A 25,698-nucleotide genomic window follows, 5' to 3' on the forward strand; every position below is an offset into this window, starting at 1 on the left:
GTGAAACGTGTTAAGATGATTGATATATATATGTGTAATGTAGATGAATTATTGCTATTTAATATTTTTGTTATTCATTTTCTAATTCAATATTAATACCTAATGAACGAATCTCTTTCAATAATACGTTAAAAGATTCTGGCATACCTGGTTCCATTTGATGATTACCATCAACAATATTTTTATACATTTTAGTTCTTCCATTAACATCATCAGATTTGACAGTTAACATTTCTTGTAGTGTATAAGATGCTCCGTATGCTTCTAATGCCCAAACCTCCATTTCACCGAAACGTTGTCCGCCGAATTGAGCTTTTCCACCTAAAGGTTGTTGTGTGACTAGACTATATGAACCGGTAGATCTAGCATGCATTTTATCATCTACTAAATGATTTAATTTTAACATATACATAAAACCGACTGTAACAGGTCTTTCAAATTTTTCGCCAGTACGACCATCAAATAGTGTGATTTGGCCGGAAGATGGTAAATTAGCAAATTTTAATAATGCTTTTATTTCATTTTCTTGTGCACCATCAAAAACAGGTGTTGAAATAGGCATTCCATTTTTTAAATTGTTCGCTAAACACATTATTTCTTCATTGGAAAATGTGTTTAAGTTTACTTTCTGTCTTAAATTTTCACCTAAATCAAAAATTTTTTGAATAAATTTTCTTAAATTAGATACTTTTTCTTCTTTTTTAAGCATAGCATTAATTTGGTCGCCGATCCCTTTTGCTGCCATTCCAAGATGTGTTTCAAGTATTTGACCAATATTCATACGAGAGGGCACGCCTAATGGATTAAGTACAATATCTACAGGTGTACCATGTTCGTCATAAGGCATGTCTTCAATAGGATTAATTTTAGAAATAACTCCTTTATTACCATGTCGTCCCGCCATTTTATCGCCAGGTTGTATTTGTCGTTTAACGGCTAAATAAACTTTGACTATTTTTAAAATTCCCGGAGATAAGTCATCGCCTTGTGTAATTTTATGACGTTTTGTTTCAATTTTTTTTTCAAATTTTTCTTTTAATTCACGATGTTGTTGTAAGAGTTTTTCTATTTCTTTTTTAATATTTTTGTCTTTTGTATCTATAGTTAACCATTTTTCACGAGGTAATTGATTAAGTATTGTTAAATCTATATTTAAAGATAATAGTATTTTTTTTGTATGCATAAATAAACTGGATTCAAATATTTTAAATTCTTCTGTAATATCCTTTTTAGCTTTTTTTAATTGCATTTCTTCAATTTCTATTGCTCTTTTATCTTTTTTTACACCATCTCTAGTAAAAATTTGTACATCTATTACTGTTCCGGATGTACCATTGGGCACTCTTAATGAAGAATCTTTAACATCGGATGCTTTTTCACCAAAAATAGCGCGTAGTAATTTTTCTTCTGGTGTTAATTGCGTTTCTCCTTTAGGTGTTACTTTGCCTACTAATATATCACCTTCAGTTACTTCTGCTCCGACATAAACAATTCCTGATTCATCTAATTTTGATAAAGCTGCTTCACCTACATTGGGTATATCAGAACTAATATCTTCTGGCCCTAATTTAGTATCCCTTGATACACATGCTAATTCTTGAATATGAATTGTGGTAAATCTATCTTCTTGCACTACTTTTTCAGATACTAATATAGAATCTTCAAAATTGTATCCATTCCATGGCATAAAAGCTACTCTCATATTTTGCCCTAATGCAAGCTCACCAAGATCAGTAGATGGTCCGTCTGCTAATACATCACCTTTTTCAATTCTTTCATGTAATTTTATGCATGGTGTTTGATTAATGCATGTGTTTTGATTAGATCGAGTATATTTAGTTAAATTATATATATCTATACCAGCTTCATCTGCGTATGTTTCTTTTCTATTTACTTTAATAACAATACGAGATGCGTCTACATATTGAATAATACCACCTCTTTTTGCCACTGCTGTTACGCCTGAATCTACTGCTACTGCTCTTTCCATACCTGTCCCCACGAGCGGTTTATCTGCTTTTAATGTGGGTACTGCTTGACGCTGCATATTAGCACCCATTAAGGCTCTATTGGCATCATCATGTTCTAAAAAGGGAATTAGTGAAGCTCCTACTGATACAATTTGTTGTGTAGAAACATCCATATAATTTACTTGTTCAGCATTAAATAGACTAGATTCACCTTTATGTCGACAAGTCACTAAATCATGCGTAAAATAACCATTGTGATCAAGGTTGGTATTAGCTTGAGCAATAATATAATTACCTTCTTCAATAGCGGATAAATATTGAATTTCTTCTGTTACTAAACCATTACGCACTTTTCTATAAGGTGTTTCTAAAAATCCATATGAATTAGTTTGTGCATATACAGATAAAGAATTAATTAATCCAATATTAGGACCTTCAGGAGTTTCTATGGGACATACTCGTCCATAGTGTGTAGGATGAACATCACGAACTTCAAATCCTGCTCGTTCTCTAGTTAACCCCCCTAATCCCAGGGCTGAAATTCTTCTTTTGTGAGTAATTTCTGAAAGAGGATTATTTTGGTCCATAAACTGAGATAACTGACTGGAACCAAAAAATTCTTTTACAGCTGCAGATATAGGTTTTGCATTAATCATATCTTGTGGCATTAATATGTCTACATCACCGATAGATAATCTTTCTTTGACAGCTCTTTCAACTCTAACAAGACCAATTCTGAATTGATTCTCTGCCATTTCTCCAACTGATCTAATACGTCTATTACCAAGATGATCAATATCGTCTACTTCTCCCTTTCCATTTCGGATATCAATTAATTTTTTTATGACATCGATAATATCGTTTTTACTTAAAGTGCTAGATCCTTTAATATGTTTTCGAAGCAGAGAGCGATTAAACTTCATTCTACCCACAGAGGAAAGATCATATCTATCTTCTGTAAAAAATAAATTTTCAAATAAATTTTCTGTTGCTTCTTTTGTAGGAGGTTCACCTGGGCGCATAACACGATAAATTTCTATTAAAGCGCTAGCGCGATCATTAGCTGAATCGATACGTAATGTTTCTGATATATATGGTCCGTGATCTAAATCGTTTGTAAATATTGTCTCAATACATGAAATATTTAACTTGTATAATTGTGTTAAATTTTCTAATGATAACTCAGTGTTAGCAGAGATTATTATATTACCTGTGATTTTATCTACGTAATTTTTTGATATCACTCTACCTAAAAGGTATTCCATTGGGACTTCAATAGATTGAATATTATTTTTTTTTAATTCTTGTATGTGTCTAGCTGTGATACGACGACCTTTTTCAACATATATAATATCATTTTTTTTAATATTAAAAGAAGCTGTTTCACCTCTTAGTCTTTCTGGTACTAGTTGTAGTTGAATTTTTTTATCTTTGATATAAAAGATATTTTTTTCAAAAAAAATATCTAATATTTCTTCTGTATTGTAATGAAGAGCACGCAATATAATGCTGACTGGTAATTTTCTTCGTCTATCAATACGTACAAATAAGTTATCTTTAGGATCAAATTCAAAATCTAACCAAGAACCGCGATAAGGAATAATTCGCGCATTATATAATACTTTACCAGACGAGTGTGTTTTGCCTTTATCACTATCAAAAAATACTCCTGGGCTTCGGTGAAGTTGAGATACAACTACACGTTCTGTACCATTGATAATAAAAGTGCCATTATTTGTCATTAAAGGGATTTCACCCATGTATACTTCTTGCTCTTTGATATCTTTAACTTGTGTTTCTGATATTTCTTTATCATATATAATTAAGCGTAGTTTTACTCTTAATGGTGCGGAATAAGTGGCGCCGCGTATTTGACATTCTTGTACATTAAATATTGATCTTCCCAATCGATAACTAACATATTGTAATTCAGCGTTCCCATTATAGCTGTTAATCGGAAAAACAGATCGAAATGCTGCTTCTAATCCATGTTGACCGTCTTTATCTGGTTTTATAAATTTCTTAAAAGAATCAAGTTGAATGGAAAGAAGATATGGTATATCTAAAACTTGAGGGCGTTTTCCAAAATCTTTACGAATACGTTTTTTTTCGGTATAAGAGTAAACCATGGGGTTCCTCATTTATATGGCAGATTATTAAAAATCTAAATTTATTTTGTAGAGGAAATATTTATTTTTGTATTGATTGTAAAAAATAATTGTGTGTTATCATAATATAATAACAAAATATTTATATAATATTTTTATTAAAGTGGCTGGTGTGCGAATAGCACCAGCCGTCTTAAAACGACAATTAATTTGTGATAATACTGTTATTTAATTTCAATTTCAGCACCTACATCTTCTAGTGTTTTTTTAAGCGATTCTGCATCATCTTTAGTAATATTTTCTTTTAATAGAGTCGGTGCCGATTCTACTAGGTCTTTAGCTTCTTTTAGTCCTAAACCCGTAGCGCTACGGACAGTTTTAATAACAGATACTTTATTAGGTCCAATAGCTTTTAGAAATATATCAAATTCTGTTTTTTCTTCAACAGTATTATTTTCTACATTATTATTAGAATTCATAGACATATTAGCGGAAACACCGAATTTTTCTTCCATTGCAGAAATAAGTTCTACAATATTCATTACAGACATTTTAGATACCGCTTCTAAAATTTGCTCTTGAGTAATAGACATAAATATTTATTCCTAATGACTATATAGACTTATGGGTATACGAGTAAAATATTTTAAAAAGTACTTGTTAAAATATTTTCTTTTTTATTTTTTATAGCAAATAATGTATAGATAAGTTTTCCAATAGATGATATTTTTAATATTAATATCATTTTAATTATTGCTTCTTTATAAGTAGGTAATTCTGCTAATTTATTAATTTCTAGTAGCGAAAGTGTTTTTCCTTCAAATACACCCCCTGTAATTTTGAAATTTTGATTTTGTTCCGAAAACTCTTTAAATAATCTTGCTCCACTACCCGGATGTTGCATAGAATATGCAATGAAAGTAGAACCTTTTATTTTTTTTTTTAAACATTCAAAAGATGTATCATGAACACCTAAAGATAATAAAGTATTTTGTACAATACTCATTTTTACACCAACTTCACGTCCATTTTTTCGCAATTGATTAATCGTATTAACTTTAATACCCTGATAATTAGCCGTTATAGCAGATAGTGCGATATTAGATATATCATGAATTTTTGATACAATTATTTTTTTTTTCTGAAGATTTAATGCCATTTATGAAAATCTCTCATATTTTTGTGTAGAGAAAAATTATTTTTTGTGTATTTTTTTAAAAACAGAGACATCATTATAGATGATTTTTCAGAGTCTCTAGAAAGTAATGAATAATTGATTGACTAAATAGATAAACTAGACTGATCGATAGTTAGTCCAACACCCATAGTGGTTGATAATACAATTTTTTTTATATACACTCCTTTTGAGTGCGGTGGTTTTGATTTTTTAATCGATTCTAAAAATATTTTAAAATTTTCTTCAATTTTTTTCTTATGAAAATTAATACGACCGATAGTAGAATGAATAATTCCATTTTTATCATTGCGATAACAGATTTGACCCATTTTAGCATTTTTAATAGCATCAGCAATATTTTCAGTTACTGTTCCTAATTTAGGATTTGGCATCAAACCTCGAGGTCCTAAAATTTGTCCAATGGTTGTTACTATTTTCATGGCATCAGGAGAGGCAATGACCATGTCAAAAGTGACGCCTTCATTTTTAATTTTTTCAGCTAATTCTTCCATTCCCACTAAATCTGCACCATTTTTTTGAGCAATTTTTATGTTATCACCTTGAGTAAATACTGCAACTCGTACGGATCTTCCGGTGCCATTAGGTAATATTATTGAACCTCTAATGTTTTGATCGGATTTTTTCGGATTGATTCCTAAATTAATTGAGATATCAATACTTTCTGTAAATTTTGCTTTAGACAATTTTTGTAATAGCGTTATTGATTCATCAATATGATATAATTTTTTAAGATCAATTTGCTTATTTTTTTTTTGTTGATTTTTAGATTTTTTATTCATTCTGTCTCCTTAATCGTCAAGCCCATCGAATGAGCTGTGCCTTCAATGGAGCGAATTATATTTTCAATATTTGAACCAGTCATATCATTTTTTTTTATTATTGCTATTTCTTTAATTTGAGCATGTGTTACTATTCCATTATTTTCTATTTTTGGTTTATTTGATCCAGATTTAATGCCGGCAGCTTTTTTGAGTAAAATAGAAGCTGGTGGAGTTTTAGTAATAAACGTAAATGAGCGATCTGAATACACAGTAATAATAACTGGTATGGGTAACCCTTTTTCTATTTTTTCTGTTTTTGCATTAAAAGATTTACAAAACTCCATAATATTCAGACCTTTTTGTCCCAATGCAGGACCTATAGGAGGGCTTGGATTTGCTGCTCCCGCAGGAACTTGAAGTTTTATATAAGATTGTATTTTTTTCGCCATTGTGTAGTCTCAGTATAAATTAGTGTTATATGCAGATATTTAAGTAATATTAATTTTTTTCTACTTGTCTAAAATCTAATTCTACAGGAGTGGATCTTCCGAAAATCGAAACAGATACTTTTAACCGATTTTTTTCATAATCTACTTCTTCGACTACGCCATTGAAATCTGCAAAAGGACCATCTTTTACACGAATCATTTCTCCTGGTTCAAACAAAGTTTTAGGTCTAGGTTTATCTCCGATTTGGCGTAATCTATTAACAATTGCTTCTACTTCTTTATCACTAATTGGCGAAGGTTTATCAGATTTACCTCCGATAAATCCCAATACTCTCGGAATATTTTTTATAAGATGCCAAGTGGAATCAGTCATGATCATATGAATTAAAACATATCCTGGGAAAAATCTATATTCGCTTTTTCTACGTTGCCCACCGCGCATTTCGACTACTTCTTCAGATGGAATCATTACTTCTCCAAAAGCATCTTCCATTTTTTTTAACTTTACATGTTCACGTATTGATTGTGCTACACGATTTTCAAAGCCAGAAAAAGCTTGTAATACATACCATCTTTTTTTTTGACTCTCATGCATGTTAGAACCTTAGGCTGATGATAAATGTTATTAAACGAAATATTATACTATCAAGACTCCATAGGATAAGAGATATTAAAATAGTTACAATAATAATAATAAATGTGGTATATAACGTTTCTTTGTATTGTGGCCAAATAATTTTTTGCATTTCATTATATGATTTTTTTAAAAAAACTAAACTATTTTTTCCTTGTGTAGTAGATAGTAAAATGCTCATTCCTATACCAATGAGCGAAAATAAAATTATAATATGAGTAAAAAAATAGTTTTTGTATAAGTAATATGTACTAAGAAAATATATGCATAAGAGTACAAAAATTAATAACCATTTTATTTTTTCTAATAATTTCGTTTTTTTTTGATTATTATTATTAATATTCATAGTTTCTCTTAATATTATAAAATAACTTAGAAAAAATATATATTTTTTAACAGTACATTTTTATTTTCATATATTATGTATAGAATATAAATATTTTTCTAATGATACTTTATACAAAGTATTTTATTTTTTTTATGTAGATGTATGGAAAATTCTTGTAATTTTAGGTGAGATTTTAGGTAAACGATTTTTAATTTTTGTTGTTTTATTTTTGGAAGTTTTTGTTTTACGCTGACACCCAGATTTGAACTGGGAACCTCACCCATACCAAGGGTGTGCTCTACCTTGTTAAGCTATATCAGCTATTATTTTATAGCATGTGGTATCCGGGTTTTTTATATGAGCGGACAGCGGGAATCGAACCCGTATCATCAGCTTGGAAGGCTGAGGTAATATCCATTATACGATGTCCGCTTTTTTTGTATCTATTTGGTGGGAGAAGGATTTGAACCTTCGAAGTCTATGACGGCAGATTTACAGTCTGCTCCCTTTGGCCACTCGGGAATCCCACCGTTTTAAAATATTAATTTTTTTGTTTTTGCCGGCTACCGGAATTGAACTGGTGACCTACTGATTACAAGTCAGTTGCTCTACCTGCTGAGCTAAACCGGCTGTTATTATATTTTATAAATATTATTTTTATAATAAAAAATTTAATATTGATTTTAACTATCAATATTTTTATTATTATATAATCTTAGATTATTATTGCAAGTTTTTTTTGAAAAAATTGTATTTGTATTAATGATGAAAAATTCTTTTATTGATATAAAAATTTTTTTTAAACAATATATATTATATATATTTATTGTATAGGATATTATTTTATTTTTCTTTTTGAGATTTTTTTATATATTAAATATATAAAACATCATTTTTATATTGCAATTGATTGGCATAATATCATTATATTAAAGATAATGAATATTTTTTTATTTTTTTTGACATGAGCATACTAACTATCATGATAGAATGGTTATAAATATAGTATTTTTTTACAATTGTTTCTCTAAGAAAATTAATCTTGCTGTTCGAATGTGTTATCTTATATAGAATATTTTCTAAAATATTATACTGATATCATTGTATTTATTGTATTTCAAATCATAAGAGCTCATGCGCTAAAAGAAATTTAAATTTTATTCTTATTAGAAGAATTTTCTAGATAGTTATATTAAAATTATCTTAGAGGAATTTATAATATATTTTTCTTCAATTGATGTGGAATAACTAAAATACATATTTTTTATTACATTAATTTTTTTATATATTGTATTAATATGTCTTTTAAAAGGCTTTTAGACCGAAATACTAATAATTTTTACATAATATGATATATATATTAATATGATAGTTGACAGTGATCGTATATTCTTACTGTTAATAATATTGTATTTAAAAAAATAATTTTTTCTTTTTACAGCGATAAAATGTTTCAAAATCTTTTTTTTTAGATAAATCATGATTAGTATATTTTTCATATATAAATATTTTATCTAATTATTATTATTTTGTTAATAATATAAATCAAACATATCAATGGAGTTTTATATATGACGTTTTTTAATAGACGTTATCAAGAAACATTAGAGAAAAAATTAATTTCTAATTACAAAGTTAATCATTGTTCATTTGAATTTTTTCCACCTAAAAATATTCTTGAAGAAGAAAAATTATGGACATCAATTTCAAAATTAAGCACATTAAAACCTACTTTTTTTTCAGTAACTTATGGTGCGAACAGTGGTGAAAGAAAAAAAACATATAATATTGTAAAAAAAATTTATAAAAATACAGGGATTGTATCAGTACCTCATATGACTTGTGTTGATGCATCACCGATAGAATTGCAAAAAATAGCAGAAAAATATTGGTGCAGTGGTCTTAAAAGTATTTTAGCATTACGTGGAGATGCTCCACACAAAAATTATATACATGATATGTATGCTGTAGATTTAGTTAAATTATTAAAAAAAATAGCTGATTTTGATATTTCTGTAGCAGCTTACCCCGAAGTACATCCAGAATCAAAAAATTATATACTAGATATTATAAATTTAAAAAAGAAAGTAGATGCAGGAGCAAACCGAGCTATTACTCAATTTTTTTTTAATATAGATAGTTATTTGCGTTTTAGAGATAATTGCGTGCAACATGGTATAAATATTGAAATTATTCCAGGTATCCTACCCATTTCTAATTTTCAACAACTACAGCGTTTTTCTGCCTTGACAAATGTTAAAATTCCTTCTTGGATATTTCATATGTTTGATTGTTTAGAAAAAGATTTTATGACTCAAGAAGTGATTGGTAGTGTAATAGCAGTAGAAATGGTAAAAAAATTACTAGGTGAAGGTGTAAAAAATTTTCATTTTTATACTTTGAATAAACATAAAGTAGTTTATTCTATTTGTTATATGTTGGGATTATAAGAGTTCTTCATGATTTTCAATATATTGCGATTATAATATATTTATATTATATTATAACTTTATAAGTCATGCTAAAGTAATACTTTATAAGTAAAACAGTTATATTAAAAATTTTTTATTTTTAGCAGGGTAATAATAAAAATTTTATCTTAAAATATTTATTTGAAAATATTATAAAAAATAATTTTTAAATAAAAATTTTATCTCAAATTGAAAAATAAAAAAATTGATATTGATATCATACAACAATGATATAAAATATATAATATATAAAATTCAATATAAAATATTAAATATATTAACATCATTCATATGTACTCTAATCATAAAAATAAAAATTTTTAATATATTAACAGATGTTTAACGTTTTTAAAATAGTAAGATATATTTATTTTATTAAAATAATAGAATTGGTAATTATATATTTAAAACAATATTTTTACTAAAATGAGCTTAAATAATGATCAATAAAAAAATAAAAAAAATTGTTTTGGCATATTCTGGTGGTTTAGATACATCTGCAATTATTCCATGGTTAAAAGAAAATTATAATATCAAAGTAATTGCTTTTGTAGCTAATATAGGGCAATCCCAAGAAGATCTAAATAACATTGAAAAAAAAGCATTGCATTCTGGCGCATCAGACTGTGTTGTGATGGATTTAAAAGAAGAATTTATAGAGAATTACGTTTATCCTATGTTACAAACTGGTGCTTTATACGAGGGTCACTATTTACTTGGCACTGCGATAGCTAGACCAATTATCGCTAAAAAACAAGTGGAATTAGCCTTAGATATAGGCGCAACAGCATTATGTCATGGTGCTACAGGAAAAGGTAATGATCAAGTGCGTTTTGAAATAGCCTATGCATCTTTAGCACCAGATCTACATATCATTGCTCCATGGCGCACATGGAATTTAAATTCACGAGAATCTTTATTAAAATATTTGCATACTCGTAACATTTCCACAACTGCAACATTAGAAAAAATTTACAGTAAAGATGAAAATTCTTGGCATGTATCAACAGAAGGAGGATTGCTGGAAAACACTTGGAATACACCTAATTCTTCTTGTTGGAGTTGGACTATTGATCCTGAAAATGCCCCACAAGAACCTGAATATATCTTATTAACAGTAGAAAAAAGTTGTGTTATTGCCATTAATAATAAAAAATTAACTCCATTGCAATGTTTAGAAGAATTAAATAAAATTGGTTCAAAACATGGAATAGGAAGAGTTGATATAGTAGAAAATAGAATTATTGGTATAAAATCAAGAGGTTGTTATGAAACGCCAGGCGGTACTATTATGTTTACAGCAATAAGAGCAATAGAGCAATTAGTACTAGATCGCATGAGTTTGAACTGGAGAGAAAAAATTGCTTCAGAAATGTCTTCTGTTATTTATGACGGTTTTTGGTTTGCACCAATACGACAGTCCTTACAGGCTGCAGCGGTATCTTTAGCATCTAATGTTAACGGTATGGTGATGTTAAAATTGTATAAGGGAAGTGTTATTGCTGTAAAAAAACAATCTCCGCATTCGTTATATTCAGAAGAATATGCAACATTTAGTAAAGATGAAGTATATAATCCATCTGATGCTGAAGGGTTTATCCGTTTACTCTCTCTTTCATCTAGAATACGTGCAAAAAATAAATAATTGTTCAATAAATTTTTTTTAATCAATATTATCTTACTATTAATTTACAGAGAAATGATATGACTCTTTGGGGTGGAAGATTTCTTGAGAAATCTAATCAATTATTTAAAAAATTCAATACTTCATTATTGTTTGATTATATTTTAGTAAAAGAAGATATAATAGCTTCTATTGCTTGGTCAAAAGCATTAATGAAAAGCAATATTTTAACTAAAAAAGAGCAAGAAAAAATACAAACTGCACTTTTTTTATTATTAAGTGAAATAAAAAATGATAAAAAAGATATTTTAATGAGTGGTTCAGAAGATATCCATAGTTGGGTAGAGTCACGATTAATTGATCAGATTGGTGATCTTGGTAAAAAATTACATACTGGGCGTAGTCGAAATGATCAAATTACGACAGATTTAAAATTATGGTGTAAAAAAAAAATATCTTTATTATTAAAAAATATTCTAGCTTTACAAAAGACATTCGTTCTAATCGCTGAACATAATTATAATGTTATTATGCCAGGTTATACTCATTTACAAAGAGCTCAACCGATTACTTTTGCTTATTGGTGTCTAGCTTATGTAGAAATGTTACGAAGAGATGTAGGTCGTTTAGAAGATGCAGAAAAAAGATTAAATACTAGTCCTTTAGGTTCAGGTGCTCTTGCAGGTACGGCATGGAATATTGATCGTGAAGAGTTAGCAAAATCTATGGGCTTTGCATCTGCAACACGAAATGGCTTGGATAGTGTTTCAGATCGAGATTATGTGATTGAGCTTTTATCAGTAGCCTCCATTAGCATGATGCATTTATCACGTTTTTCTGAAGATTTGATTTTTTTTAATTCTGGTGAAGCAAATTTTATTGAATTATCTGATAATATTACATCAGGCTCCTCTTTAATGCCTCAGAAAAAAAATCCCGATGCATTAGAACTTATACGTGGAAAATGTGGTCGTGTTTACGGTTCTTTATTTTCTATATTAACTATATTAAAGAGTCTTCCTTTATCATATAATAAGGATATGCAAGAAGATAAAGAAGGTTTATTCGATACTTTACAAAATTGGAATATATGTTTATGCATGGCTGCATTAATTTTAAAAAATATAAAAATAAATCGTATATCATGTAAAAAAGCAGCTGAAAAAGGTTATTCTAATGCTACGGAAATTGCAGATTATCTAGTAAAAAAAGGGGTAACTTTTCGTGAAGCTCATAATATCGCCGGTCGACTAGTTTTACAAGCTATTAATGAAAAAAAATCTTTAAATAACTTAAATCTTTCTACATTTAAATTATATAGTAATCTTTTCGAAGAAAATATATATGAAAATATTACTTTAGAAGCATGTCTTACGAAAAGAATATCTAAAGGTGGTGTAGCACCAGAGCAAGTGCATCAAGAAATTATAAAAGCTAAAAAAAGACTTCATATTATTTAAAACAATTTTATATATAGAACAATATTATAGATATTTAGATTATATACTTTTTTTACTTGGTCTTATTTTTTATTAGTGAGAATTGATAACATTAAGTACAAGTATTTTTAGATATTTTCTTTGTATCAAAAGGAATTTAAATATTATGCAGAATATAATGTTTTTTATTCGTGACAATTTAATATTAAGTGTGATATGGTTTTTTTTACTTATTTTGATTGTCTCCTTAACTATACAAAATATTTTATCTAAATTTACTATTATCAATTATCATCAAGCAAAAAATTTAATTGAAAAAGAAAATGCTATTATTATTGATACTCGTGTAATTGAATTATTTAATAAAAGTCATGTAGCGAATTCTATCCACATGTCTCTGCAGAATATTTTATCCGGACATATAAAAGAATTAAAATTATCAAAAATTTATCCTATAATTCTTATTATCAGCGAGCTCCATCAATGTAATGAGTGTACTAAACAATTACATACGCACGGATTTAATCGCATTTATGTTATAGAAGACGGAATACAATCTTGGGATGTAAAGGATTTAAATTTATCTGTAGAAGAAAAATAAATGTTTTTATTTTTTAAAAAATGTTATTAATAATCAAATATATGAGTATTATATATGTCAGAAAAAAAAATAGAACCAAAATATTTTGAGATTCAACGTATTTATGTTAAAGATGTTTCTTTTGAAGCTCCTAATACACCTGATGTTTTTAATATTAGCTGGAAACCTATTATAAATATTGATTTAAATACTACGTCTTTTCAAATAGATATAGATATATTTGAAGTTATTTTACATGTTAGAGTAACTGTAAAACATCAAGATAAATTAGTGTTTTTATGTGATGTACATCAAGCTGGTATTTTTTCGATTATTAATTTAAATAATAAAGTTCTTCAGCATTGTCTAGGTGCATATTGCCCAAATATTTTATTTCCATATGCAAGATCATGTATATCAAATTTAGTATCTTATGCTAGTTTTCCTCAATTAAATCTTGCACCTATTAATTTTGATTCTATTTATTATAAAAAAATTGAATTAGAAAAAAATAACATAAAAAAATAATAATCATAGTATAAAAAATTTTTAAAAATATTTTAATATAATCTACAAGATATATTAAGGCAAATATATGGGTTTTATCAGTACAGTAGATATATGGAACAAAATAAAAAACGAAGCTGATTTGATGAGTAAAAAAGAACCTGTTTTATATAAATTTTATAAAAAAAGTGTATTACAGCATAAAACGTTGGGTGATGCTTTAATTTATATGTTGTCTAATATATTATCTACATCACTTATATCAAAACATTGCTTAAAAAAAATTTTACGCAATATATATATAAAATATCCAGATATATTGTTATGTTTAGTTCGAGATATAGTATGTATTGTCACCAAAGATCCAGCGGTAAAAAATTATTTAACACCATTTCTATATTTAAAAGGTTTTCATGCGATAGCTATACATAGAGTCAATCATATTCTATGGAAAGAAAAAAAAATTGAATTGGCTCTTTATTTACAAAGTAGAATGTCTAGTATTTTTTCTATTGATATTCATCCAGCTGCAAATATAGGATCAGGCATCATGCTGGATCATGCAACTGGTATTGTTATTGGTGAAAGCGTTATAATTGAAGATAATGTTATCATTTTACAGTCAGTAACGTTAGGTGGAACAGGAAAAAATAGTGGTAAAAATAGACATCCTAAAATTAGAGAGGGGGTAATGATTGGTGCGGGAGCTAAAATTTTAGGTAATATTGAAGTGGGTGTAGGTTCCAAGATAGGAGCTGGTTCTATCGTATTACACACTGTACCTTCATATGTTACAGTTGCCGGTGTTCCAGCAAAAATTGTTAGTCAATTAGATAGTAAAAAAATATTTTTTAGAAAAGATTATAAATACCGTTTAAATGTAGAAACATTTCAATATGGTGATGGAATTTAGTTAAATATCACATTATAAAAATGTTTATCTATGTAATCATAGTATATTTTTTTAAACTAAATATTAAATATTTCAATCATCTAAAAAACTACGTAATATTTCTGATCGGCTGGGATGGCGCAATTTTCTTAGTGCTTTAGCTTCTATTTGACGAATTCTTTCGCGTGTTACATCGAATTGTTTTCCTACTTCTTCTAGCGTATGATCAGTATTCATATCAATACCAAATCGCATACGCAAAACTTTAGCTTCACGTGCTGTTAATCCAGCTAAAACATCATGCGTAGCAGAACGTAAACTTTCAGATGTGGCTGAATCTAATGGTAGCTCTAAAGTTGTATCTTCTATAAAATCACCTAAATGTGAATCATCATCATCACCAATTGGGGTTTCCATAGATATAGGTTCTTTTGCTATCTTTAAGACTTTTCTTATTTTATCTTCTGGAATGAGCATTTTTTCTGACAATTCCTCAGGTGTAGGTTCTCGCCCAACTTCTTGTAACATTTGTCTTGATATACGATTAAGTTTATTAATTGTTTCAATCATATGTACGGGAATTCGAATAGTTCGAGCTTGATCGGCAATAGAGCGTGTAATGGCTTGTCTGATCCACCAAGTTGCATAAGTAGAAAACTTATAACCACGACGATATTCAAACTTATCAACTGCTTTCATTAATCCGATATTACCTTCTTGAATCAAATCTAAAAATTGTAAACCGCGGTTAGTATATTTTTTTGCAATAGAAATAACAAGTCTTAAATTTGCTTCTACCATTTCTTTTTTTGCTTGCTTAGCTTTTAGTTCTCCAATTAACATTCTTTTGTTAATATCTTTTACTTGCTCAATAGTTAAACCTGTTTCCTCTTCTATTTTTACTAATTTATTAATACGAGTTATAATATTTTCTTTTACATCTTTAATTTTTTCAGACCATGGTTGATTCATTTTTTGTGCAATAATAATCCATTGATTATTTGTTTCGTGCCCTAAAAAAAAATGGATGAAATTTTTTCGAGGCATTTTACAGTGTTCTACACATAATTTCATAATTGATCTTTCTTGTATGCGTACTCTTTCCATCATATAACGCATATTATTTACTAAATAATCAAATTGTTTTGGTACTAATCTAAATTGTTTAAAAATTTCAGAAAGATTATGTATAGCTAATAATGAATCTTTATGATTTCGATTTTTCTGTTTTATTGTATTACTAGTATTAATGTATTGATTACGTAGTTCAGAAAATTTTTCTCTTGCTAATTCCGGATCAATTATCTGATCGTCTTCATTGTCTTCTGGATTATTTTCTTCATCCTCTTCATGATTATGTTCTGTATGAACTAGTTCGGAACCAATATGAATATGTCCAGGGGAGAAAAAATTTTCTGCATTAGGATCAATAAAACCAGTAATTATATCAGATAATCTGATTTGTCCAGTTTTAATTCGATCATATTGCTCAAGAAGATAAGTAATTGCTTCTGGATATTCTGCAACAGAGCATTGTACTTGATTAATACCTTCTTCAATACGTTTGGCAATATCAATTTCACCTTCTCTTGTAAGTAATTCTACACTTCCCATTTCGCGCATATACATACGTACTGGATCAGTAGTTCTACCTATTTCAGATTCTACGTGAGAAAGTACTTGTGTGACTTCTTCCACTGCATCTTCATCTGTATCCGAACTAGTTTCATTTAAAATTAGATCATCAGAATCTGGGGCTTCTTCTAATACTGGAATGCCCATATCGGTAATCATTTGAATAATATCATCGATTTGTTCAGAATCAATGATATCTTCTGGTAAATGATCGTTTACTTCAGCATATGTTAAATATCCTTGCTCTTTGCCATGAGTAACAAGTAGCTTAAGTTGTGATTTTGGATTGTGCTCCATAAGATGGCATCCAACTGGTTTAATTTTATGAGTATTAATTGACTATTATTGTCAATAATGAGTAATAAAAATATTTTTTATTTTAAAATTATAAATATCAAATGTCATTTTTTTTTTGATAATGATTTGTTAATTGACCATACTTCTTTTTTTTCACTTATTGTTAATCCATGTATTCTTTCTTTTGAAATAAGATGTTCGTATCTTTTTTCCAAAATTTTATCATATATATTCATTAATAAGTCTAAAAACATATTATTAATTTCTTTAGGTGCAATCATATGATCCCACCTAGCTAAAATGTTTAAAATTCTAATAATTTTTTTTTCTCGATAAAATTCTAATAGTTGACCCATATTTATATTCGGAAATTGAATGCATTTATTTAATATTTCCAAAAAAATAGGAAAACCTTTAATATGAATATTATTTAGATTGAGTTCTTTAGGTATTATTCTAGATAGATTAGGATTTTGTATAAGAAGTCCAATTAGAGTGCGCATTGGAGTGCGTTTAATTTTAAAATTATAATATTTATATTGAAGATTTTCTTTTTCATATAAAAATTTTTCAAATTGATTATCATCTAAAATACCTATTTTTCTAGCTAATATTTGTCGAAAATAAATACGTATTGTATCACTGGGGATTTTATTAATTAAAGGAAGAGCACTTTTGCTTAAATAAAATTTGTCATCTGTAGACGATAAATTAACATTTTTTAATATATTTTGAAAAAAAAATTCAGACATGGTCATAGCATTATCAATGCGTTTTTGAAAATTGTTTTTTCCTTCTTTACGAACTATAGTATCCGGATCTTCATTAATAGGTAATAATATAAATTTTAATGTTTTTTCGTCAGAGATATATGGAAGAGCAATTTTTAATGCTCTCCAAGCTGCATTAACACCTGATACATCTCCATCATAACAATATATAACTGTATCTGTAACATTAAAAAGAATTTTAATTTGATCCTCTGTTGTTGCGGTGCCAAGAGATGAAACAGCATAACAAATATTATATTGTGTTAATGTTATAACATCAATATAACCCTCTACTACTAGTAAATATTTTGGTTTTAAACATGTTTTTTTAATCTGATATAATCCGTAAATTTCTTTTCCTTTATGAAAAATATTATCTTCAGGAGAGTTTAGATATTTAGGTGTAATATCATATAAAGAACGACCGCCAAAACCGATAATTTTTCCATTTTTATTATGAATGGGAAAAATAATGCGTCCATAAAAACGATTGTATATATAACCTGTTTGATTAATGGATAAAATTTTATAATGTATGAGGTCTTGTTGAAAATTTTTAGTAATATTGAACTGTTTAGAAAATTGCTTCCAATCTTTGCTGACAAAACCAATGGAGAAAATATCCATCATTTTTTTGCTAATTCCCCTTTTTTTCATGTATTCTTGAGCTACATGAGTAAGTAGTATATTTTTTTGGTATAATCTAGATATTTTTTCCATTAATGAATAAATTTTTTGTTTTTTATTATATTCATTATTGTATATTGTTTGGAATGGTATCTTAACTCCATTGGTTAAAGCCAATTCTTGAACACTTTCTATAAAATTTAAATGATCATAATTGATAAGAAAATCAATAGCATTTCCATGTGCACTACATCCAAAACAATAGTAAAATTGCTTTTCATAACTTACAGTAAAAGATGGAGTTTTATCATGATGAAAAGGACAGTTAGTTTTATAATTTTGGCCTTGCTTTTTTAATTTTATACGCGCATTAATGAGATCTACAATATTGGTTTGAGTTAATAGATCATGAATAAAATGTTTCGGTATTTTTCCAGACATATATTTTGTAAAAAGTTATTGTCTATTTTATCAGTAGGAATAGTTTTTCGCTATTTTATGATAATCAAAAAATATAATTAATACATTCGAATACGTTTTGCATTTTCTCGTGTTAGTTTTTTTGCAAGACGCTTTACTGCAGAGGCTTTTGCTCTTTTTCGTTCTGTCGTAGGTTTTTCATAAAATTCTCTTCTACGAATTTCAGATAATATTCCAGCCTTTTCACAAGCTCTTTTAAAGCGGCGTAGTGCTACGTCGAAAGGTTCATTTTCACGTACTTTAATGATGGGCATTATAATATTCACCTCTATTTTATTATTTATGTAAAATAATACTTAATAAAATTTATATAATCACATTAAATAATAAATCCTATATTAATTAATATAATATTGTAAAGCATCATTTTATATTTCAATAAATGATAACAATCTTTATTGCTTATTTTCTTTACTTAGAATAACATTAATTTAAAATAATTGTGAAATCTATTTTGTTCTTATTTTAATTATTAATAGGTAAAACATATGAAAGTATTAGGAATTGAAACTTCCTGTGATGATACTGGAATCGCTATATACGATAGTAATCATGGATTCATTAGTAATGAATTACACAGTCAAAATGATTTACATACTTTATATGGTGGCGTTGTACCTGAATTAGCAGCTCGTGTTCATATGAATACTATCTCTGTTTTTTTAGAAAAAATCTTTACAAAAAAAACTATTATGCCGAAAATTGATTTAATTGCATATACCGCAGGTCCTGGTTTAGTAAATTCATTATTAGTTGGTGCAGCATTTGCAAGCTCTTTGAGTTTTTTTTTAAAAATTCCCATTGTACCCGTAAATCATATGGAAGCACACTTATTATCGCCTATGTTAAGTGATTCGTCTATTAAATTTCCTTTTATTGGATTACTAGTATCTGGAAAACATACTCAGTTAATTAGTGCACAAGAATTTGGTAAATATGAATTGTTAGGTGATTCTCTTGATGATGCAGCTGGTGAGGCATTTGATAAAATTGCGAAACTGTTAGGGCTAAGATATCCCGGCGGTCCTGAAATTTTTAAACTAGCTCAGATGAGTACAAAGAATACTTTATTTTTTCCTCGACCTATGATTAATCATTCAAATTTAGACTTTAGTTTTTCTGGTTTAAAAACGTTTACTGCTAATATGATTAAAAAACATGATTTGAATATACAAATGAAAGCTAATATTGCTCAAGCTTTCCAAGATGCAGTTATTGATATATTATTAATTAAAAGTAAAAAAGCATTGCAAAATAAAGGATGGACAAAATTAGTCATTGCTGGTGGTGTTAGTGCCAATCTGCTATTACGAAAAAAAGCAGATATGATGATAAAAAAATATTTTAATGGAAAAGTGTTTTTTGCTCATCCGAAATTATGTACTGATAATGGCGCAATGATTGCTTACTTGGGTTTTTTACGTAGACATGAAGCAAAAAAAAATCAATTAGAAATAAAAGTTCGATCTAAATGGTTAATTAAAGATTTGTTTTAAATATTTTTTTATATTTTATATTAATCTTTTTTACGTATAAGATTATATCTTTGATAGTTAATATTTTCATATTATAACATTTAGAAAATTCTATAGCTTCCAGAGCACGCATCATAGATCCATCTTTATTTGTTAATTCACAAATAACTCCTGCTGGTTTAAAACCGGCTAGAGATGCCATCTCGATAGCAGCTTCAGTATGTCCAGCTCGTTTTAAAATACCACCAGAATGACCTATTAAAGGAAATATATGACCTGGTCTATTAAGATCGTTAGGTTTTGCATCATCAGCTATAGCAGTTTTAATTGTAGTTATTCTATCTTTGGCTGATACACCAGTAGAAATTCCCCGGGAGGCTTCAATAGTAACAGTAAATGCAGTACGATATATACTGGTATTATTTTGTACCATCATTGGTAGATTCAATTCTTGGCGTTTCGATTCAGTAATACAAAGACAGACAATTCCGCTTCCATATCGAATAGTTAGAGCCATTTGTTCTACGGTCATATTTTCACATGTAAATACTAGATCTCCTTCATTTTCTCTTTTTTCATCATCTAATACTATAATACCTTGACCTAATTTTAATGCACTAATAGCTTGTTTTATTCTTTCTGTAGGCGTTCCAAATTGTGATAATAATTTTTGATTCATTTTTCCAGCCTTTATAAATAATTCGATTCTTTAATAAGAACAGGAAGTATTTTATTATATCTTAAGCGGATTGTAAGAAAAATACAAATTTTTATTATTTTTTTTATTATATAATATTGTTTATAGATGTTTTGCATTCAAGAAGAAACCTATACTTTATTTCTATATAGAACAACTTTTAAAATATTTTTTGAATATTTTTTATATAATCAATATAGTATATATTATATAATCAAAAATAGGGTATAAATATTTATTATAAAATTTTTATACACAATACACATTTTTATAAGTTATTAACATAATAGTTTAATTATATTTTAAAAAAATATTATGTATTGTTCTGTGTTTTATAATTCAAAATTTTTTTAAATGACATAAATAATTTATGATATATTTTTTTTTATAAAAGAGTATTATATGAAAATATATTTAGTAGGAGGCGCTATTCGAGATTCTTTGTTACATTTACCTATCAAAGATAAAGATTGGGTGGTTGTTGGTGCAACTAAAAAAATGTTATTAGACAAAAATTTTCAGCAAGTGGGAAAAGATTTTCCAGTATTTTTACATCCAGAAACTCATGAAGAATATGCTTTAGCACGACAAGAAAGAAAATCTGGAAAAGGATATTCTGGATTTAGTACACATTATAATATTAATATTACACTAAAAGATGATTTGATTAGACGCGATTTGACTATAAATGCAATTGCTCAAGATAAATATGGGAATTATATAGATCCTTTTAATGGAAAAAGAGATATAAAATGTAGAATATTACGTCATGTTTCAAATGCTTTTATAGAAGATCCATTACGTGTTTTACGTACAGCAAGATTTGCTTCTTCTTTGGCACATTTAGGATTTCAAATTGCTAAAGAGACACTGGTATTAATGCGTGTTATCGTAGAAAAAAAAGAATTATTATATTTAACTGCCAATAGAATATGGAATGAAACTAAAAAGGCTTTGAAAACAGAAAATCCACATGTTTATTTTCAAATTTTATATAGTTGTAAGGCATTAAAATATTTGTTTCCAGAAATGCATTATTTATATGAAAAAAAATATTTTTTAAATTTTTTTCATATCCCAAACGTAGAAAATAAATTTTTAATATTTATGGGATTATCTAAACTTGCTGTTATGCATTCTAATTTAAATATACGTTTTGCTTATTTGTGTCAATTTTTTGGAATGGCTCAATATGAAAGTCATATTGTAAAAAGTTTTTATAATAAAAATGCAGCTTCTATTGTAAGTAAATTATGTAAGCGGTTACATGTTCCATCTTGTGTTAAAAATTTGTCTATGATTAGTGCGGGTTTTTTTGATTTTTTAAAAAATATTCATTATCAGTCATCATATAATATTATTATGTTATTTTTAAAAATTGATGCTTGGAGAAGACCTGAGCGTATGAACCAATTAGTATCTTTAACTAATTTTAATTTTTATAATGTTTTTTCCAATAATCTTTTAAATATAAGATCTGGTGATTTTTTACAACAGTCATTTTCTGTGATAAATACAATTTCGGTAAAATTAATTTTACATCAAGGATTTAAAGGATCTAAAATAAAAGAAGAATTGCTACGTTTAAGAATTAAAAAACTAGAATTATGGCGCTCTCAATGCATGACAAAGATATAAGTAATAAAATGATTGATATATAATATTTTTATATCTCTAAAACAAAATATTAATATAGTAAATATTAATAAATATATATCTAAAAGTAAAATATTTTTAATAAAATTAAATCATTTTTATATAAACACAAGTGATAAAAAATATCAAAATTATAAAGATAAATAAAAATATTTTATATTAATCAATTGTGTACTATTTATTGAATAAGAAAGTTTTTTAAAAAAACCATAGATGTAAAAAAAATAATATTCTTTTGTAATAGATTTTTGATATTTTATGACAATTCATTTTTTAAATGTAGTTTAAATTATACATACCAGGATATAATGGAAAGATATTTAAGAAAATTCATGACAAAATATGATTTAAAATAATATTATATAACAAGTAATAATTAATTTAGGTTTAAATGTTTATTTTTTAGTAAAAATTATTTGAGACTAAAAATATATTTTTTTCTATTAGTATGAAGAAATTATTGAATTTTGTTTGAATTATATAACTTTGATAATTTTTGGTGAAATAGAAATTCAAGATATTTATATTTTTTCATATGTTTTTAATCTGAAAATTTTTTATAAAAACACAAAAAATTATTAATTTTGTTTTTTAACTAAGTAAATATATTAATATTTTAATATTATGTTTTTTATTTTTAAAACGAGTTCTATAAAATTATATATTTCTTAGAAGATATAGACAGCAATTAAGTTATATCTTCTCTGGATCCAATAATAATAATGAAAAAAATTTTATAAAAACATATTTATTCCTTATTAAAAAAATAAAACGGCACTAAAAGTACCGTTTTATATATAATTTTACTTGTATAATGAAAAAATAATTGTTTTTCCAGCAGTAACTGTACCTGATGATTTTTCTATTTTTTTAAAATTATCCGTATTAGATATAATAACAGGTGTTACAATAGATTTAGCATTTTTTTTTAAAAAATCTATATTAAAGTTAATAATAACATCCCCTATTTTTACTGATTGATTATCTTTAGCTATCTTTGAAAATCCTTTCCCATGAAGTTTGACGGTATCAATTCCAAAATGTACTAATAACTCTACATTATCTTCGGAAACAATAGAAAAAGCATGCATACTATCAAATATTTTTCCAATAACGCCGTTAACTGGAGATAATATTTGACTTCCAGAGGGTTGGATTGCAATACCATCACCTACAATTTTTTTAGAAAATACCATATCTGGTACGTTTTCTAGATTTATTATTTCTCCGGATAATGGTGCTATAATATCTATTTTTTTAGAAAAATTATTTTTTTTACTATTAAAAAAAGCAGAAAATAAACCCATTTTTTTCTCCTAAGAACTGCTATTTTTTTTAGTTTTTAGTGTATTATTTTTAATAAAAGTATCTATTAAATAATTTATCTCTTCTGCAGTAGATTTTTGTAAAACTTTTGTTGCTAATTTTTTTGCGCTTGAAAAAGATATTTTACGAATAATTTCTTTAATTTTAGGAATACTTGCAGAGCTCATGCTAAATTCATCTAATCCCATTCCTAATAAAAGAATAGTTGCGCGCTCATCACCGGCTAATTCTCCACACATGCCTGTCCATTTTTGAGCCGTATGTGAAATATCGATTACTTTCTTGATTAGTTTTAAAACAGGTAAACTCATGGGATTATAAAGATGTGAAATTAAATCGTTACCTCTATCTACTGCTAAAGTATACTGTGTTAAATCATTTGTACCAATACTAAAAAAATCAACTTCTTTTATTAAAAATTCAGCTATTATAGCCGATGCAGGTGTTTCGATCATAATTCCAATTTTAATATCCGAATCAAATTTAATATTACTATTGTATAGTTGAGATTTTAAGATATTGATTTCAACTTTTAATTTTTTAATTTCTTCCACTGAAATAATCATTGGAAATAGTATACGTACTTTGCCGTAGGCAGATGCTCTAAGAATGGCTTTAATTTGTGCGTGAAGAATTTCTTTTCGATCAATACAAATTCTTATTGCGCGCCAACCAAGAAAAGGATTTTCTTCTTTTGGCAAATTCATATATGGCAAATGTTTATCTCCGCCAATATCCATTGTTCTTATGATAACTGGGTTGTTTTTCATAGCAACAGTGATTTTTTTATAAGCTTGAAATTGTTCTTCTTCGCTAGGTAAAGAATCTCTTTCCATAAATAAAAATTCTGTTCTGTATAAGCCTATGCATTCAGCACCATATTTTTTTGCAGACTCAATATCTTTTACATTGCTAATATTAGAACCAATTTTAATACTATGTCCATCAGTAGTAGTAGCATGTAAATTTTTTAAATTTAATAATTTATCTTTTTTCAAAAAATAATTTCTTTTTATTTTTTTCTTTTCATCAATTAATTTTTGAGATGGGTTGATTAAAACTTGGTTATTAATACAATCCAATATGATAAAATCATTACTCTTGACCATATTAGTAATATTACCTGTACCAACAATTGCTGGAATTTCTAGCGACCTAGCTATTATTGATGTGTGTGATGTTTTACTACCTAAATCCGTTATAAAACCTAATACATATTTAAGATTAATTTGAGCTGTTTCTGAAGGAGTTAAATCTTTTGCAATTAGAATCACTTCGTCGTTAATATTATTTAAATCAATTATATTTAAATTTAATATATTTTTTAATAATCGATGCCCTATATCTCGTACATCTATAGCTCTGTTTTTTAAATATTCATCTTGTAAATTAGATAATACTTTCGCTTGGCTTTCAATAACCAACTCAGTTGATGCAGCGGCAGAAATATGTTTCTTTTCAATTAAAGAAATAATTTCTTTTTCCAGTTCTTCATCTTCCAAAAGCATAATATGCCCTTCAAAAATACTATCTTTTTTTGTTTTATTTTTTATTTCTACTAATTGATCAACTGATTTTTTTCTACCATTAAAAAACGTTTGTATTTCTTTTTTAACGTCTTTAATAGTAATTTTTTTCCGGTTAATGACAATTTCTTCTTCTTTTAATAAAAGAGCGATGCCAAAAGCGATACCCGGTGATGCTAAAATGCCTGAAATCATAACATTACCTTTAATGTTCATTATATTGATTTATAGAAAAAATATTGAATGTC

Annotated in this window: 21 protein-coding genes and 4 tRNA genes; 8 read left to right on the forward strand and 17 right to left on the reverse strand. The window is 27.2% G+C overall.

From position 1 onward, the window contains the following. Window positions 1-70 precede the first annotated feature (70 nt). The 11 genes from rpoB to AB4W59_RS00210 form a co-directional block, all read right to left on the reverse strand. Window positions 71-4,099 (reverse strand): DNA-directed RNA polymerase subunit beta, encoded by a 4,029-nt coding sequence (rpoB, locus tag AB4W59_RS00160; RefSeq protein WP_367673133.1) that lies wholly within the window; start codon window positions 4,097-4,099, stop codon window positions 71-73. 203 nt (window positions 4,100-4,302) lie between these two features. Continuing rightward, on the reverse strand, window positions 4,303-4,671 hold the full coding sequence (rplL, locus tag AB4W59_RS00165) for a 50S ribosomal protein L7/L12 (RefSeq protein ID WP_367673134.1): 369 nt from the start codon (window positions 4,669-4,671) through the stop codon (window positions 4,303-4,305). A 53-nt stretch (window positions 4,672-4,724) separates the two neighbouring features. Further along, a complete protein-coding gene (gene rplJ / locus AB4W59_RS00170) occupies window positions 4,725-5,237 on the reverse strand; it encodes a 50S ribosomal protein L10 (RefSeq protein ID WP_367673135.1) in 513 nt (170 codons plus the stop codon). Window positions 5,238-5,359: 122 nt separating this feature from the next. Then, window positions 5,360-6,055, reverse strand: coding sequence for a 50S ribosomal protein L1 (gene rplA, locus AB4W59_RS00175; protein ID WP_367673136.1), 696 nt, complete (start codon window positions 6,053-6,055; stop codon window positions 5,360-5,362). Beyond that, window positions 6,052-6,486, reverse strand: a complete 435-nt coding sequence (gene rplK / locus AB4W59_RS00180) for a 50S ribosomal protein L11 (protein ID WP_367673137.1) — start codon at window positions 6,484-6,486, stop codon at window positions 6,052-6,054. Before rplK ends, rplA begins: the two co-directional genes overlap by 4 nt. 49 nt (window positions 6,487-6,535) lie before the next feature. After that, a complete protein-coding gene (gene nusG / locus AB4W59_RS00185; RefSeq protein WP_367673138.1) occupies window positions 6,536-7,081 on the reverse strand; it encodes a transcription termination/antitermination protein NusG in 546 nt (181 codons plus the stop codon). Between the two features lies 1 nt (window position 7,082). Continuing rightward, window positions 7,083-7,466 (reverse strand): preprotein translocase subunit SecE, encoded by a 384-nt coding sequence (gene secE / locus AB4W59_RS00190; RefSeq protein ID WP_367673139.1) that lies wholly within the window; start codon window positions 7,464-7,466, stop codon window positions 7,083-7,085. A gap of 229 nt (window positions 7,467-7,695) precedes the next feature. Next, a tRNA-Thr gene (locus AB4W59_RS00195) sits at window positions 7,696-7,769 on the reverse strand. 39 nt (window positions 7,770-7,808) lie between these two features. Further along, window positions 7,809-7,880 (reverse strand) — tRNA-Gly (locus tag AB4W59_RS00200). 16 nt (window positions 7,881-7,896) lie between these two features. Further along, a tRNA-Tyr gene (locus AB4W59_RS00205) sits at window positions 7,897-7,978 on the reverse strand. 27 nt (window positions 7,979-8,005) lie between these two features. Further along, window positions 8,006-8,078 (reverse strand) — tRNA-Thr (locus tag AB4W59_RS00210). Window positions 8,079-9,019: 941 nt separating this feature from the next. On the opposite strand from AB4W59_RS00210, the gene metF reads away from it, so the two are divergent. The 6 genes from metF (at window position 9,020) to cysE (ending at window position 14,982) form a co-directional block, all read left to right on the forward strand. After that, a complete protein-coding gene (gene metF / locus AB4W59_RS00215) occupies window positions 9,020-9,898 on the forward strand; it encodes a methylenetetrahydrofolate reductase (RefSeq protein WP_367673140.1) in 879 nt (292 codons plus the stop codon). A 460-nt stretch (window positions 9,899-10,358) separates the two neighbouring features. Beyond that, window positions 10,359-11,564: an argininosuccinate synthase gene (locus tag AB4W59_RS00220; RefSeq protein WP_367673141.1), complete on the forward strand. Its 1,206-nt coding sequence runs from the start codon at window positions 10,359-10,361 to the stop codon at window positions 11,562-11,564. Between the two features lie 59 nt (window positions 11,565-11,623). Next, window positions 11,624-13,003, forward strand: coding sequence for an argininosuccinate lyase (argH, locus tag AB4W59_RS00225; protein WP_367673142.1), 1,380 nt, complete (start codon window positions 11,624-11,626; stop codon window positions 13,001-13,003). 145 nt (window positions 13,004-13,148) lie between these two features. Further along, on the forward strand, window positions 13,149-13,583 hold the full coding sequence (locus tag AB4W59_RS00230) for a rhodanese-like domain-containing protein (protein WP_367673143.1): 435 nt from the start codon (window positions 13,149-13,151) through the stop codon (window positions 13,581-13,583). Window positions 13,584-13,637: 54 nt separating this feature from the next. After that, window positions 13,638-14,090 (forward strand): protein-export chaperone SecB, encoded by a 453-nt coding sequence (gene secB, locus AB4W59_RS00235; protein ID WP_367673144.1) that lies wholly within the window; start codon window positions 13,638-13,640, stop codon window positions 14,088-14,090. A gap of 67 nt (window positions 14,091-14,157) precedes the next feature. Beyond that, window positions 14,158-14,982 (forward strand): serine O-acetyltransferase, encoded by an 825-nt coding sequence (gene cysE, locus AB4W59_RS00240; protein WP_367673145.1) that lies wholly within the window; start codon window positions 14,158-14,160, stop codon window positions 14,980-14,982. Between the two features lie 72 nt (window positions 14,983-15,054). On the opposite strand, the gene rpoD is transcribed toward cysE, so the two are convergent. From rpoD to rpsU, 3 genes are all read right to left on the reverse strand, one after another. Beyond that, entirely contained in the window at window positions 15,055-16,893 is a 1,839-nt protein-coding gene (gene rpoD, locus AB4W59_RS00245) for an RNA polymerase sigma factor RpoD (RefSeq protein ID WP_367673146.1), read from the reverse strand. Between the two features lie 104 nt (window positions 16,894-16,997). After that, a complete protein-coding gene (gene dnaG, locus AB4W59_RS00250; protein ID WP_367673147.1) occupies window positions 16,998-18,731 on the reverse strand; it encodes a DNA primase in 1,734 nt (577 codons plus the stop codon). Window positions 18,732-18,808: 77 nt separating this feature from the next. Continuing rightward, window positions 18,809-19,024 (reverse strand): 30S ribosomal protein S21, encoded by a 216-nt coding sequence (gene rpsU / locus AB4W59_RS00255; RefSeq protein WP_367673148.1) that lies wholly within the window; start codon window positions 19,022-19,024, stop codon window positions 18,809-18,811. 234 nt (window positions 19,025-19,258) lie between these two features. On the opposite strand from rpsU, the gene tsaD reads away from it, so the two are divergent. Next, on the forward strand, window positions 19,259-20,266 hold the full coding sequence (gene tsaD, locus AB4W59_RS00260; RefSeq protein WP_367673149.1) for a tRNA (adenosine(37)-N6)-threonylcarbamoyltransferase complex transferase subunit TsaD: 1,008 nt from the start codon (window positions 19,259-19,261) through the stop codon (window positions 20,264-20,266). Here the strand turns inward: tsaD and ribB are convergent. After that, a complete protein-coding gene (gene ribB, locus AB4W59_RS00265; RefSeq protein WP_367673150.1) occupies window positions 20,250-20,924 on the reverse strand; it encodes a 3,4-dihydroxy-2-butanone-4-phosphate synthase in 675 nt (224 codons plus the stop codon). The genes tsaD and ribB overlap by 17 nt on opposite strands. Before the next feature lie 420 nt (window positions 20,925-21,344). On the opposite strand from ribB, the gene AB4W59_RS00270 reads away from it, so the two are divergent. Continuing rightward, entirely contained in the window at window positions 21,345-22,580 is a 1,236-nt protein-coding gene (locus AB4W59_RS00270) for a tRNA CCA-pyrophosphorylase (protein ID WP_367673151.1), read from the forward strand. Window positions 22,581-23,401: 821 nt separating this feature from the next. Here AB4W59_RS00270 and crr read toward each other — a convergent pair. Both crr and ptsI read right to left on the reverse strand, forming a co-directional pair. Further along, on the reverse strand, window positions 23,402-23,905 hold the full coding sequence (gene crr, locus AB4W59_RS00275; protein ID WP_367673152.1) for a PTS glucose transporter subunit IIA: 504 nt from the start codon (window positions 23,903-23,905) through the stop codon (window positions 23,402-23,404). Window positions 23,906-23,914: 9 nt separating this feature from the next. Then, the gene (gene ptsI / locus AB4W59_RS00280) at window positions 23,915-25,645 is read right to left on the reverse strand and encodes a phosphoenolpyruvate-protein phosphotransferase PtsI (protein WP_367673360.1); all 1,731 of its coding nucleotides are present in this window, start codon (window positions 25,643-25,645) and stop codon (window positions 23,915-23,917) included. Window positions 25,646-25,698: the final 53 nt, after the last annotated feature.

The sequence above is a fragment of the Buchnera aphidicola (Cavariella theobaldi) genome (genome assembly GCF_964059165.1).
Classification (GTDB): domain Bacteria; phylum Pseudomonadota; class Gammaproteobacteria; order Enterobacterales; family Enterobacteriaceae; genus Buchnera; species Buchnera aphidicola_BO.